The 14,459-nt window shown below is 61.1% G+C and carries 8 protein-coding genes; 5 read left to right on the top strand and 3 right to left on the bottom strand.

The window, feature by feature from the left end:
* The first annotated feature begins 5 nt into the window (after positions 1–5).
* The 3 genes from GSQ76_RS06700 (at position 6) to GSQ76_RS06690 (ending at position 5,093) form a co-directional block, all read left to right on the top strand.
* Positions 6–2,414, top strand: coding sequence for a glycosyltransferase (locus GSQ76_RS06700; protein WP_158743142.1), 2,409 nt, complete (start codon positions 6–8; stop codon positions 2,412–2,414).
* Positions 2,411–3,340: a glycosyltransferase family 2 protein gene (locus GSQ76_RS06695; protein ID WP_158743141.1), complete on the top strand. Its 930-nt coding sequence runs from the start codon at positions 2,411–2,413 to the stop codon at positions 3,338–3,340. The genes GSQ76_RS06700 and GSQ76_RS06695 overlap by 4 nt, the downstream gene beginning before the upstream one ends.
* Before the next feature lie 388 nt (positions 3,341–3,728).
* Positions 3,729–5,093 carry an MFS transporter gene (locus GSQ76_RS06690; protein WP_158743140.1) on the top strand — a complete coding sequence of 455 codons (1,365 nt, stop codon included), beginning with the start codon at positions 3,729–3,731 and terminating at the stop codon, positions 5,091–5,093.
* A 44-nt stretch (positions 5,094–5,137) separates the two neighbouring features.
* Here GSQ76_RS06690 and GSQ76_RS06685 read toward each other — a convergent pair whose 3' ends face one another.
* The 3 genes from GSQ76_RS06685 to GSQ76_RS06675 all read right to left on the bottom strand — a co-directional run bounded on the left by GSQ76_RS06685 (position 5,138) and on the right by GSQ76_RS06675 (position 11,433).
* Positions 5,138–6,526, bottom strand: coding sequence for a methyl-accepting chemotaxis protein (locus tag GSQ76_RS06685; RefSeq protein ID WP_158743139.1), 1,389 nt, complete (start codon positions 6,524–6,526; stop codon positions 5,138–5,140).
* 1,200 nt (positions 6,527–7,726) lie between these two features.
* Positions 7,727–10,087 (bottom strand): FdhF/YdeP family oxidoreductase, encoded by a 2,361-nt coding sequence (locus tag GSQ76_RS06680; RefSeq protein ID WP_158743138.1) that lies wholly within the window; start codon positions 10,085–10,087, stop codon positions 7,727–7,729.
* 722 nt (positions 10,088–10,809) lie between these two features.
* Positions 10,810–11,433 carry a TylF/MycF/NovP-related O-methyltransferase gene (locus GSQ76_RS06675; RefSeq protein WP_158743137.1) on the bottom strand — a complete coding sequence of 208 codons (624 nt, stop codon included), beginning with the start codon at positions 11,431–11,433 and terminating at the stop codon, positions 10,810–10,812.
* Between the two features lie 395 nt (positions 11,434–11,828).
* On the opposite strand from GSQ76_RS06675, the gene GSQ76_RS06670 reads away from it, so the two are divergent.
* The gene (locus tag GSQ76_RS06670; RefSeq protein WP_335904885.1) at positions 11,829–12,653 is read left to right on the top strand and encodes a transglutaminase family protein; all 825 of its coding nucleotides are present in this window, start codon (positions 11,829–11,831) and stop codon (positions 12,651–12,653) included.
* Positions 12,654–12,974: 321 nt separating this feature from the next.
* Positions 12,975–14,459 (top strand): glycogen debranching protein GlgX (gene glgX, locus GSQ76_RS06665; RefSeq protein WP_158743136.1); only part of this gene is annotated, 1,485 nt, incomplete at its 3' end.

The raw sequence follows: 14,459 nt of genomic DNA, 5'->3' as shown, positions 1-14,459 counted from the left end.
ACCGCATGAGTATTCTGGCCGGCCGCTACCCTTTGCTCGCGCGTTTTGCTTTCGCTGCCTTGCGCCGCCTGTCGTGGTGGCGAACTCGACTACGCTTCCACCGGCAAGCCATTCGCCTGCGCGATGACCCCAAGGTGCAGATCGTACGCCCATTCCTCGACACGGAATGGTACGCTGCCAAGTTGCCCGGTCTCGGCAGCACAGATCCGCTGCTGCATTGGCTGGACTACGGCTGTAAGGCTGGCCTGGCCCCGAACCCCTTTTTTGACCCGGCTTGGTACAGTCGCACCTATGCGCTGCCGTCCGATCAGAACCCGCTGCTGCATTACGTGAGCACCGGGGCAGCTCTGCGTTACAATCCTTCGCCGGCCTTCTCCACGGGCTACTATCTGGACCATTATAGCGACGTGCGGGAGCATGGCACGAACCCGCTTGCGCATTACCTCGCGCATGGCCGACGAGAGGGCCGCTCGCCCGCACCGCCCTCACCCGCCGCGCTACCGGCGAGTATCGCCGACATCGCCGAGTTTGCCGCGCCGCGCGGCGGACAGGAGGTGGCGCTGTTCGTGACCCACTGCCCGGATGGTCACCTCGGTGCGCATGTTAGGCCTTACCTAGCAGCGTTGTCGGCGGAGGGGGTCTTCACAACCCTGGTGGTCGCCACCGACCACCCCTTTACGCCGGAGCCCTGGCTCGCTCCGCTGCTGGACGGGCTGTATGTGCGTCAAAACACCGGGTGGGATTTCGCGGCGTGGAGTCATGTTCTACAGCTTAACCCACACTTCTTCGGTGCTCGGCTCCTGTTCTGGCTAAACGACAGCGTGCTCGGGCCGGTCGATGCCAACGCTTTCCACTCGGTGCTCAGCCGCGTCCGGACGAGCACTGCCGCCATGGTGGGATTGACCGGCAGCCGATCACGTGGCGACCATATCCAGAGCTACTTCTTGGCCTTCTCACCGGCGGCTCTTCGCGCAGCCGCCTTCACGCGCTTCGTCGCAAGCGTCCAGTGCCTTCCTTTGAAGGACGACGTGATCAACGCCTATGAAGTGACCTTCGCAGCCACTCTCCGGATGGCGGGGCTCACGACCGAGGTGCTGTTTCCAAGTGCAGATGGGCGCGAGGACGACAACCGCACGATGACTGATTGGCAGGAATTGCTGGACGAAGGCTTCCCGTTCCTGAAGCGCGCCGTCATCGCGTCTCAGCCAGAGTGGGAGCAGGCGCTCGCCGCGAAGGGCTACAACCGGCCTCTCGCCGAACCGCCAAGCCCCTCGCCTAGCGCTCTGACTACGCCACAAGTGCAGCCGTTTTTGGCCTTCATTGGCCCATTCAACTACGGCAACGGGCTAGGCGTCGCCTCGCGCGGATATATGCGCGCACTGGCACAAACCGGGCTTTCAACGATTAGTCTGCCCATCGAGCGTCCATTCCATGTTCACGCCCGTATCGCACCGGCACTGGCTACGACCCCGGTAGGACGACGGCCGGACGTGGCCTTGGTGCACCTCAATGCCGAAGCCTGGGAATCCCTGCTGAGCCCAGGACAAGCGGCACTGGTCGCGGCGGCCCGGCACCGGGTGGGGCTATTCGTCTGGGAATCCGGCATGCTGCCGCCAGAGTTTGCCAAGAGGACGCGACAGCTTGACGCCGTCTGGGTGCCAAGCCGCTATTGCGCAAACGCCTTCCGCCAGGTGTCGGAAGCACCAGTGCACGTGCTTCCTTACGTCGTGCCCGTTCGGCCCGCCCAAGGAGACCCGGCACGCATTGCCGCATTGCGGGCCGAACTCGGCCTCTCCCCGGGCACGCGCACGGTGCTGTTCAGTTTCGACGCGTCCAGTTTCCTAGAGCGCAAGAACCCGCATGCGCTGGTGCGAGCCTTCGGTCGGGCTGGGCTTGCTGCCGACGGCTGGGCGCTGATCCTGAAGACGAAGCACCTGGCGCCCGCTGCCTCCCTGCGTGCCCTGGTGAAGGCCACGCCGGGCACACTGCTCGTGGACCGCGCAGCACCGGCCGATGAGGCGGCAGCCCTGCTGGATCTTGCCGATGTCTACGCCTCTCCCCACGCGTCCGAGGGATTTGGCCTGACGGTCGCGGAGGCGATGGGCTGCGGCAAGCCAGTGATTGCGACAGATTTCGGTGGCACGACGGACCTGTTGGACGCGAGTTGCGGCTTTCCGGTGAGCTACACGACCTGGCAGTTGGATCATGACCTCGGGCCCTACGCCGTTGGGACCGAGTGGGCGCACATAGACGAAGCCGCGCTCGCCCTTACCCTGCGCGAAGTGGCGGCCCTGTCGCAGGGCGCGCTTGCAGCGGTCGGTGAGGCCGCGCGGGCCCGCGTCGCGACAACCTTGTCGCCGGCAGCGGTCGGGGCACGAATCCAGGCGCTACTACAGGACGTGCTCGCCGAATGAGCGCGCACACAACTCCCTACGATGAGGCGGCATGGTATGGGATGAAGGTTCCTGCTGCATTGTCGGTCGAGCGGCCAGATCTGGACGTCGTGTATGCCGGCCGCCCGGCGTTCGACCCGACACGACTGCTCGCGGAGGATTACGTTGGCGGCCCGCTTGCCGTGCGTGGCCGGGCGATGCCGCTGCTGGAGGGTCTGTTGCAGGCCCCCCCCTACCGCCTTCTGCTGCACGCCCTGCTGGCCGGGCTGGAGATCGGCAGTATCGATGTCGATTGGCCGAAAACGCCCGGCATCCCGGTACTGGCCGAGTTATTGCCGATACTGCCCCGGCTGCGACCCGGCTGCGATGCGGTGCCCGGGCGCACGCATGGCACAGCCGAGTTGCGACGCCGCTTCCCCAATCCGCCGCCGGTCACAGTGCTGCATCAAAATCCTGCACTGGACCTGACCTTCACCGACTGGCCCGCCGACTGCCTGCAGGCCATCAGCTACACCGCCGGACTAGACACCGCTTGGCGGCTCGCCCGCACCGAATACCTGGTGCTGCTTGCTCCCGGCATGCAACCACAGGGGCCGGGTTGGCTACGCGCGCTGATGACGCTGGCGGGGGAGGATGGCACCGGGCTTGCCGGCATCACGCCGGATGCGCTCGTGCAGCACGAAACCCTGGTGCTCCCTTTCTACGCTGTCGCCACGCGCTACTCTCTGATGGCAGAAATGGGCGGCATCGACCCACGCTATGGCTGCGATATGGCTGTGGCGGATCTCTGTCTGCGCCTACGCCAACTCGGTCTACGGATCGCCGGCACCCCCCACGCCGCCGTCACCGGGCCGCGGCGACCCAGCCCGTCAAGTGCGGACTTGGCGCGGCTGCGGTTAACTTGGCCGGCGATATTGCGGGCCGATGCAACAGCTGCTCTGTCTTAGGATGCCCCGCGTAACCCGGCGACAGCTTTTCGCCGGCGGGGCCGTTACCAGCCTCGCACTTACCGCGCCTAATTGTCTTCCACCGACTCCGCGGTCGCATCCGTGCGACCGCTCATCCTTATGGCCGAACAGATGATCGAACCAGAAGGGCTCGACACGAGGCAACCGCGGCTCTCTTGGCGCTGCCTGCCCGTCGATGAAAAGCTTACGGGCGCACGGCAGACCGCATCACCGTCGCTGGATCGCAGGCGGAGTTGCTCGCCGGGCACGATCTGCTTTGGGACAGTGGCCAGGTTGTTTCCGGCACCGGACGTCATTCTCAACACGGTAGCGCCTTGAACTACGTCTTATCTCAAAACCGACGCGAAACCGACTGGAAGCGATTGCAATGAACGGCCTGAAGACGGTTGCGGCGGGGAGCGACGGCCTGCCTCCAGCGCAACGACGTTGGGTCATGGGATGCGCGTTGCTCGGCATCGTGCTGACTGGGCTCGACGCCGCTATCGCCAACATCGCCCTGCCGACCATTGCGCATGCACTGGTCGCCACGGATGCAGCGACGATCTGGGTCGTCAATAGCTACAATCTTGCTGTCACGGTTCTATTGCTGCCCGCGGCCGCCTTGGGCGAATCGATGGGCCTCAAGCGGATCTACGGGTTCGGACTAACGCTGTTCACGGTTGCCTCGCTTGGCTGCGCTTTGTCGTCAAGCCTGGACATGCTGGTGGCGGCGCGCGCGCTGCAGGGTATCGGCGGCGCTTGCATGGCAGCCCTTGGCGGGGCATTGGTCCGCGGCATCTATCCCCGCAAGATGCTGGGCCAAGGCTTTGCCCTTATCGCGCTGGCGGTGGCGATCTCCGCTGCCCTCGGCCCAACCATAGCCGCGCTCATCCTGGCCGTCGCACCCTGGCCCTGGCTGTTCCTGGTGAACGTGCCGCTTGGCTTGATTGCCGTGCCGCTGTTCCTGGTCAAAACACCTGCAAGCCCTCGGCGACCCCGCCCCCTCGATCCGATTGGTGCGGTGTTGAGCGCGGCCGCGCTCGGCCTAATAGTGACCGGAGTAGACGGCCTGGGCGGCACCGGCATCAATGTGGCGATCGGTGAACTGGCCGCCGGGTTGCTGTGCGGCGCTCTGCTGGTGTGGCAGCAATTCCGCCGGCCGGCGCCGATGCTGCCGCTTGATCTGCTTCGGATCCCACTATTTGCGCTGTCGGTCTGCACATCGATCTGCTCGTACGCTGCCCAAATCTTAGCGTATCTGTCGCTACCATTCCTGTTCGAGACGGTTATGCACCGAACGACGGTTGCCACTGGCCTGCTGGTCACACCATGGCCACTGCTGGTGGCCTTTGCTGCCCCGGTTGCCGGGCGATTGTCGGCACGCTATCCCGCCGCAATCCTGGGCAGTATCGGCATGACCCTACTGGCAATCGGCCTGTTCCTGTTGGCCACCATGCCCGCCCACCCTGCGGACTGGAACATTGCCTGGCGGATGGGGATCTGCGGCATCGGCTTCGGCTTCTATCAAACGCCCAATAACCTCACCCTGATGACGGCCGGTCCGCCTGAGCGCACGGGTGCTGCGAGTGGTATGCAGGCGGTGGCGCGTACCGTTGGGTGGTCCATGGGCTCCGCCATGGTCGCGCTGATCTTCGGCGTGCAAGGCGGATCGGGCGCAATAACCTGCTTATGGGTCGGGATGGTGTTTGCTGCAGTTGGTGCGATCATCAGTGTCTCGCGGACACGGGTATAGCCCATGCCCCGAGCCAGCACCTGGCGTCACCCGCTCCGGTTCCCTTAGCCCTCGGCCGATCGAACGCCCTTCAAGAAATTTGTCACGCGAGACGCGAGAACCTCGGCCTGCGTTGCAAGGTGATTGACCGAGGATAAAACCTCTGCGGCCGCTCCCCGCGTCTCATCGGCCGCATTGCTCACATTGACGATGTATCTTCCGACCACATCGGTACTCGTGGAGGTCAGATCGACAGTCCGGGCGATTTCGGCTGTTACGAATTCTTGCCGGGCGATCGCGGCAGGGACATCGACGGCCCCCCTCTGCAAATCATCCACGATTGCGCCGATGTCGCGGATAGCCGTTACTGTTTCCTGAATCGCCGATCTAATCCCACTGATCTGCGCCTTGATGTCACTGGTCGCGCGGGCCGTCTGCTGGGCTAAGTCTCGTATCTCGGCCGCGACGATCGCGAAACCGCATCCGGCTTCCCCGGCGTGGGCTGCCTCGATAGACGCATTCAGCGCCAAAAGCTTGGTCCGGGCCGCGACGTTCCCGATCGCATCAACGATCATCCCTATGTTTTCGGCACCGTCCGCCAGAACTTCGACGACGTGATCGGCCCGTAATGCCACGTCGGCGACCCGGGCGGTGCTACTCATCGAACGACCCATCTGCTCATTCACCGCCCGGACAGATTCGGCAAGGTCGTGCGCGGCTTCCGCAATCATACGAACGCTATTGCTTGCCATGTGGGCGGCAGATGTCACCGTGGCCGCTTGCTGATCGGCTTCGAGAGTGGCCGCTGCCATCGTGAGCGCCGCAGTCTCAAGCTCGGCACCAGCCGATGACAGGGAGGTCGATAGATCGCCCGTTCCTTGTTTAAGCTCTTCTATCATCGTGGCGATTGCAAGCTCTCGCTGCTTTAGATCGGTGATGTCTTGCGCAAACCCGGCAACCTCCCCGCCAACTAGACGACGCTTGGTAACGCTCATCCATTGACCATCCGGGTAGAGCCGCTCGAACGATGCACTGTCATCCTTGAAGTGTCGGTTGACGCGCCTCTCAACCTCATCCTCCACCGCTTCGGCAGGAAACGTCCTGGATACAGCCTCACGCATGAGATCGGCATACTGCACGGGCGAGTTCAGCTTTTCGAACGCGTGCTTATGCAGCTCCCGGTAACTCGTATTGCAGGCGAGTAGCTCGCCAGCGGCCGAAAAGACCGCGAAATTAGAGGGTGTCGCCTCTATACTCTCTAGCAACAGGCGCCGTGCCCCGTCGGTGGTGACAAGCGCATGTGCTGCCGCTAACAGCCGCCTCCGCCCGGACAGCCACAGAAAGGCGAATAGGACTGAAGCACCTCCAAGCGCAATCGCAAGCACCTCCATGGTCCATGGGGAAATACACAGGAGCTCGACGCTATGATAAAGGCGCGCGATACCATCAAGCATCGTCGTCAACCGACTTGAACAGCGCAGCCCCCATTTGCATCGGTCTTGCCGCAGGCTCTTACCTGCCGAACAGTTAAACTGTTTACCCACTAAAGGTTTACATTGTTCAAACGAGGATATTGACGGCAGTTGCCACCGGCCGCGAGTTTCCGGCCGATGAACGGACACTTGGTGGATCTAGGGCATTGCCCACACGAGACCTATACCGCATGTGGTCTGCTGTTCAGTGTTCACACTGGGGCGGATGACTCCGCCGAAGCGAACACCGCGCTTCATAAGACTGTGATGTAGAAGCTTGAGGAGAATGGAGGCGAAGTCCCGTATGGTCTGAAGGGCTAGACGCGGCCGCACCGGCTTCAGGTCAGCGCCATTCAATCCGGTGGAGCAACTTTACGGTAATTGTTGAAACATCATGAACCCAACGCTCGACAGATCGTTGGGGTCATCAACAGCACGCTCGATGCACGGCGTGATGAGGGAGTAAATAAATTATGCGTACATTGTTGATTATCGCTACCATTGGCATTCTGGCCACTTCGTCGATAGCACCATCGTCCGCCCAGACGACGCCCACAGCAAATGCGACGTCCCAGGGAACGTCAACGACGACGGGCGGGAGTCAAGGCGTGCCTAGCGCACCGTCTACAGGCCAGCTTTCCACGACTAGCACTACAGGTGGCGCGGGCATGGCACCCTCAGCCGCTCCTACAACGGCGATGACGGGTACCACGGGTATGTCCACCGCCCAGCCTGGCGCCACGAGCGCCGCGTCCAAGTAGTTCGACAGAACAGTCTTCGAGGCCGCACTGTTCTTCTGCAAGCGACCGCCGACGATCCGGCGGTCGCTTGCTCACTTCGTCGTTCGCTGTCGACTATTGCGCTGCGCCAATCCGATGTCGCGCTTCAAGCCGCGCGAGTTTCTGAAGCCCGAACCACTTGACCTAGGCGCTCTTGGCGCTGAATTGGTTGACTAGCTCCGCGAAATTACTCGCGAAACTAAGACCGGCTTCGTCCATGCGCGATGACTACTCTTGCGGACGTGACTTTATAACTAAAGCTCCTGTCCGGATCACAAATTTGGGAAAGGTCGCGCATTCGACCTCCCTAGACCGTTCGGGATCCTGCCGTCACATCGGGTCATCCGCTTGGTATCGCGTCCCACCACAGCGCGGGATATTAAATGCTTCTTCGATGACGGGTCTAGCTCACGACCCCAAGCACCGGGCCAACATGGGTTCGGCCAGTTTCCCGTGCCACGGTCTCTAGCGCGAGTTGGCCGGCATTGGCCAAGTGTCGAACTCGCACTGGGATGGACTTGGCCGCTGGCGTCTTGCTGCCCTCGGCATAATGTCCCAGCGGCAGTAATGCGTTCGCCTCTGGATAATACGCTCCCAGGCAACCGGCGGGGATGTCGTAGGGCGTCAAACGGAGGCCATTCACTTGCCGCTTGAACCCATCGCCGGCCACGGTCTCAAGTCCGATGATCTCGCCCTCAACAAAACCAAGCCGGTCGATATCGCCCTGGTTCATGAACAGCACCATTCGCGTACCTTCGATCCCGCGGAACCGGTCGCTGTAGCCGTAGACAGTGGTGTTGAATTGGTCGTTGCTTCGCAGGGTCATCAGTCGCAACACACCTGGATCTGTCTCCGGCGCATCTATGTCCTCCTCCAGCGCCTTTGGCATGATGAAATTGGCCTTGCCAGACGTGGTCTTCCATACTCGCCTGCGCGCCGGCAGATCGCGATGGAAGCCGCCGGGTTCCCACATTCGGGTCTCGTAATCGCGGAAGATCTCGGGGTAGGTTTCCGCAATGGATTGGCGGATCAGTCGATAGTCGTCATTCCAGGCTTTCCAAGGCACATTGGGATTCGGCTTTAGCGCTACACTGGCCAAACGCGTGATGAAGTCGATCTCGCTGATCAGATGCTTGGACGCCGGCGCCCGAACCCCGCGCGAGCCATGGATGCAGGCGCTACTATCCTCCATCGAGGTCGCTTGCGGCCCTGTCGCTTGCTGGTCGACTTCAATGCGGCCTTTGACCGGCAGAATGTAGCTGATTTCACCGTGTACTAAATGGCTGCGGTTCAGCTTGGTTGCCACATTCACCGTCAGCCGGATCCGCCGCCACGCTGGTTCCATCCGGTCACGATCCGGAATGGCACGGACGAAATTTCCGCCGAGCATGATAAAGGCGCGAACCTTGTCCTCCAAAATTGCTTCGCACGCCTCGACGGTATTGTACCCCGCGTCCCGCGGTGGCTCGAAACGGTATTGCTGCGCCAGCTTGTCCATCGGGATCAGTTCCGGCTTTTCGGTAATCCCGACAGTCCGCTGGCCCTGCACGTTAGAATGCCCACGCACCGGTGAGATACCAGCGCCGGGCCGTCCAATATTACCGCGTAGGAGCAGTAGATTGACAAGCATCTGGACTGTTTCGACGCCGGCTCTGTGTTGCGTCAGTCCCATCCCATAGATGCCCATGGCAGCCTTCGCCTGGGCGTATGTAGTTGCCGTCGCTTCCAACGCTTGCCGGGTCAATCCAGAATGTCGCTCAAGTTCCACCCAGTCTTGTGCCCGTAACCAGGTGATGAGTTCGGCAAAACCATGCGTGTGCAGCCGGATGAAGGCGTGGTCCAGCACCTGGCCGCCCGACGCATCGTCCATTGCGACGACTGCCTTGCAGATCCCCGTCAAGGCGGCGAGGTCACCGCCTGCCCTGACCTGATTGTACTGCAAACTGATGCGGGTTTGCTTCCCGCTCAGCATTTCCAGGGGGGATTGCGGGTTCGTGAAACGCTCCAACCCACGCTCCCGCAATGGGTTATAGGTGATGATCGGAACACCGCGTTTGCTCGCCTCTTCCAGCGGATGCAACATACGCGGGCTGTTGCTGCCAGGGTTTTGTCCGAAGAACAGGATGCAGTCGGTTTCAGCGAAATCGTCCAGGGTGACTGTGCCCACCGGCACCCCGATGCTTTCGGGAAGGGCCACGGACGTGGTTTCGTGGCACATGTTGGAACTGTCGGGCAGGTTGTTGTTACCGTAGAGCCGGGCAAACAGGGCATAAAGGTAACTAGCCTCGTTGGACGACCGGCCCGAACTGTAGAACACCACACTCTTCTTGTCTTCGATCGCCTGCATCTCTGCGCCGATCTCGGCGAATGCGCTTTCCCAGGAAACTGGCAGGTATTTATCCGTCGCTGCGTCGTAGCGCATTGGATGGGTCAGTCGGCCGGCTTGTTCCAGATGATAATCGTCCCAATCGAGCATGTCTGTCACAGTATGCTGCGCGAAAAAGGCTGGGGTGCATCGATGAGTCGTGATTTCCCACGCTGTTGCCTTGGCTCCATTTTCGCAGAACTCGAATGGCAGCGGACTCTCCGGCTTCGGCCACGCGCAGCTGACGCATTGAAAGCCGTCAACTTTGTTCTGCCGGCTCAGCGTCAAGGCGCCACTGGCCAGCACGCCTTCCCGACGCAAGATGTTGCCAAGCGAGCGCGCCGATCCCCAGCCGCCAGATGGACCGGCATACGGCGTGAAGGTCGGTTTACGGCTCATGTGAAATTCCCAGCGATGCAACTCAACGGAAACTCGCGGAGCCACTGCGGGTTCGTTCTCGTGTTGAACTCGGAATGTCATACCCATGGTAAGCCTGGCTTACTTGCTGAAGCCACCTTCGGCGATCCATCGATTTGTCAACCAGCGGGCTCTCCCCGTCTTGATCGATGCGGCCGGGGCCGTGGAGCTGCAGTTGGAGCAAGTGGCGATAGCCGCCCGAACTGCGCCGCATGCCTGCCTAGTGGTCGCGGCCGGCGCGGGCTATTTGGCGCGAACGCTTTTGAGCAACCGCAACCGGCGATACCATCGCCGATGAAGCTGGAACCAGGGCCAGCATGCACGCGTCTATTTTGGCCAATTTACAAGGATGCCGTGCGATACCTTCTGAATGGCGCCATTGGTCGAACTCAGCCTTAGGTCCTCATCGACTTGGTCTACTCCCTGCATGGGGACTGAATATGCATGGTCCAGGCGAGTTCCCCTTTTCGGCGTTGCGTTGTATGCAGTGGAATGCTCCACCAGCTGCTGCAGCGACCCGGCTTCACGCCGGTGTTCGGCATACAGCGTAGCTATGGCCTGGATCGGGTCTTGGATGTGGGCTGGCAAAATGGGCGTTGAGGACGATGGACCCTGTGTGTCGGACATGCTGGAGCTCTCCTGGGACGAGCCTGAGCAACTCATCTTAAAGCAACTGACGCTGTCCTGGACTGCCTTGGCGGCTCTCAGCTCTTCACGAGCATTGCCTGCGAGGTCGCCAGTTCGATCACGCGCTCCGGTCGCGCCACTAGGAACTCAACGAACGCCGCCTTGACCCCGTGCAGATATGAGTAGTCATGCGACAAGATGATCCCGCCAGGAAGCATGCGCGGGTAGAAGTAATCGAGACAGGCCTGTGTGCTCGACTGCAGGTCGACGTCGAGGTGAACAAAGGAATATGTCGCCTCGGGGCAGTCTTGCGTCGATTGCGGGAAGAACCCCGGGTAGAAGCTGACATTATGCCGATCTGCCAGGAACGCACGGACCGAGGGGAGCGCCGCTGCATACAGGCCTGTCCGCAGCCTGGCCTTTTCCGAGCTACCCGGCTCCGGCAGCCCCTCGAACGTATCAAAGAGGCGTAGGTCGGTATTGCGGCTCGCAATGCTGATGATCTTGGCCGAGCAGCCTTGATAGACGCCAACCTCTGCCATGGCGCCCGGCATGGCGGACTGCGCACGCGCTATGGAAAACAGGGTGTAGGCCTCATTTCCGCTCAGCAAAGACTCGCGGCCGCGCCTCGTCATCTTGATGGCATCGAGCACCCCAGCATCTTTATGGCCGCTGAGGATGGCGAGTTCGAGCCGCGACATAATCCCCAAGGTTAGCCCCCTCAGCATCCGGCTGGAGGCCATGAGGCGGTGAAGCCATATTGCGCCGAAGCCAGCGCCTGCCCGGGCGACATCAAGCTGCGATGAATCCAGCGCGCCAGCATGGTGGTTTTGAATGGCCGGGACCTCCGTTGCGCCACGGTGGGATCCGCCGGACGGTGATCGAACGCGTGCCCAATGTCTTTGTTCCACGGATTCCAAGGCAGTCACGATTATAGATTATTATTGCTGGAACCTTCACGTTTACGTCACGTTTCGTGCCTTAATCGGCAATCACGACGAGCAGACCGGTGCTTTTTCTGCTAGTGACGTGTGTTTCCGCAGCAAAATGCATTTGCTGCGGGGGCAGCCACTCACGGCTGAAGCCTACGGAGTTCATGATGCGTATTCGAGCAGGCTTCACCATCGCCTATGACTGCCCACAACCAGTGCCGATGACGTTGGCGTTAAGCCTGCACTCGAAGCACAACGCCGACCTTCTGACGTCCCAGACGATCACCTTCGACCCACCGATCGCGGCCAAGCCTTATACGGACATCTTTGGCAATCAGTGTCACCAGATCCTTGCCCCGGCGGGCCACCTGGTCATGTCAGCGGACTTCGAAATCCTCGTGTCGGGCCGGGCGGACATCGTGGAGCCAACGGCCAGTCAGTTTCCCGTTGACGAGTTACCGCCTGAGGCGCTCACCTTTTTGCTCGGCAGTCGGTTTTGCGAGACCGATCGCCTCTCCAACATCGCTTGGGGTTTGTTTGGCGGGGTTACGCCGGGCTGGAAGCGTGTGCAGGCCATTTGCGAATTCGTGCACAACCATATCGAGTTTGGCTATGCATACGCTCGGCCGGACAAGACCGCCCTTGATGCCTATAACGAGAAAAGAGGGGTTTGCCGAGACTTCACTCATCTGGCAGTGGCCTTCTGCCGATGCATGAACATTCCAGCGCGCTATTGTGCCGGGTATCTCGGCGACATAGGAGTGCCGAAGCCAAATGCGCCGATGGACTTCCTGGGCTATCTCGAAGTTTATCTGGACGGCCCAAATGGTGGGCATTGGTATGCGTTCGATCCCAGGAACAATATCCCGCGGATCGGCCGCCTTTTGATGGCGTATGGCCGGGACGCCGCGGATGTGGCGATTTCAACAATCTACGGCGCGGCCTTCCTAGCCAAGTTCGAGGTCGTTACCGATGAGATTCCGGACTGATCGCCTAGGCTCTACAACGAGGCACTGCGGCTCGGCGCCCACGGCTTTGCGATGTGGACGTTGCGATTTGGCAAATGGAGCCGAGGCCCCCCTGCAGCGACGTTGACGTTAATCGCTCGTGAAACAGGGTTGGAGATCCGATCTCCCCTGTGCCTGCTGAGCAACACCCGAGTAGCGGGTTCTCCCAACCCAAACTTCGGTCGTGGGACCACGTTCGAACTGCGCAGCGGGGCTTGAAGCCCCGCGAAAGTTTGCACCAGCAGCCAATGCGCTGCTTACCATCCTTGCGACACGGCCTCACACTTTGCTCCGGAGCCCACTATGCCAGATATTACACCCCGCCTGCGCGAAGGCCTGCCGCATCCCCGCGGGGCGACGTCGGATGGCGACGGCGTCAACTTCTCTCTGTTTTCCGCAAATGCGACCAAAGTCGAGCTTTGCCTGTTCGACGCGGACGGCAAAACCGAGTTGGAACGCATCGAGTTGCCGGAATATACCGACCAGTTCTTCCATGGCTGGGTTGGCGGTATCGGACCGGGCCAAGTTTATGGCTACCGGGTTCACGGTCCGTACGAACCTGAGAAGGGCCACCGCTTCAACCCCAACAAGCTGCTGTTGGACCCATATGCGCGGGCCCACACCGGTGAGTTGGAGTGGAACCCGGCGATCTTCGGCTACCAGATGGAGAGTGGCGACGACACGACGTTCGACGAGCGAGACAGTGCCCCATTCATGCCGAAATGCGTCGTTGTCGATCCGGGCTTCGACTGGAAGGGCGAACCCAATCGCAATCCGGTGCCTTGGGACCACACCATCCTCTATGAGACGCACGTCAAAGGATTCACCAAAAAGCATCCGGCCGTGCCAGAGCATCTGCGCGGCACTTATCTCGGCCTGGGGCAAAAAGCCGTGGTCGACTACATCAAGTCGCTTGGCGTGACCTCGGTCGAACTACTGCCGATCCATAGCTTCGTCCAGGACAGCCAGTTGCTCGAAAAGGGCCTGGCGAACTACTGGGGTTACAACACAATCGGCTTCTTCGCGCCGACGCCGCGCTACGCTTACGAACCGGAGCAGACGCTGCGCGAGTTCAAGGAGATGGTGTCAGCGCTCCATGACGGTGGGCTCGAAGTCATTCTGGACGTCGTCTACAACCACACCGCCGAGGGCAACGAGCTTGGCCCAACCCTCAGCTTCAAGGGCATCGACAACGCCAGCTATTACAGGCTGCTGCCGGATAAGCCGCGCTTCTACATCAACGACACCGGCACGGGTAATACCGTCAACCTAAGTCACCCTCGCGTCATCCAGATGGTGACGGATAGCCTGCGCTACTGGGTGTCGGAAACACATGTGGATGGCTTTCGCTTCGACCTCGGCACAATACTGGCGCGGGAGCCGTCTGGTTTTGACGAGCAGAGCGGGTTCCTGAAGGCTTGCGGGCAGGATCCGCTCCTCAATTCGATCAAACTCATTGCCGAGCCATGGGATTGCGGTCCCGGTGGCTATCAGGTGGGGCAGTTCCCGCCGGGTTGGGCAGAGTGGAACGACAAGTTCCGTGATACGGTTCGCGACTTCTGGAAGGGTGAAGCGGCTGCGACCGCGTTGGTCGAACGCCTATGCGCATCATCGGCGATGTTCAACCACCAGGGCCGCCGCCCCTGGGCATGCGTGAACTTCATAACTGCGCATGATGGGTTCACCGCGAACGACATCGTCACCTATAATGAGAAGCACAACGAGGCGAATGGCGAGGATGGAAAGGACGGCAGTTCCGACAATCGCTCTTGGAACATGGGTGTCGAG

This window comes from Acidisphaera sp. L21 (genome assembly GCF_009765685.1).
Taxonomy (GTDB): Bacteria; Pseudomonadota; Alphaproteobacteria; order Acetobacterales; family Acetobacteraceae; genus LMUY01.
The sequence above is the reverse complement of the archived record's forward strand: the minus strand, read 5'-3'. Positions and strand labels throughout refer to the sequence as shown.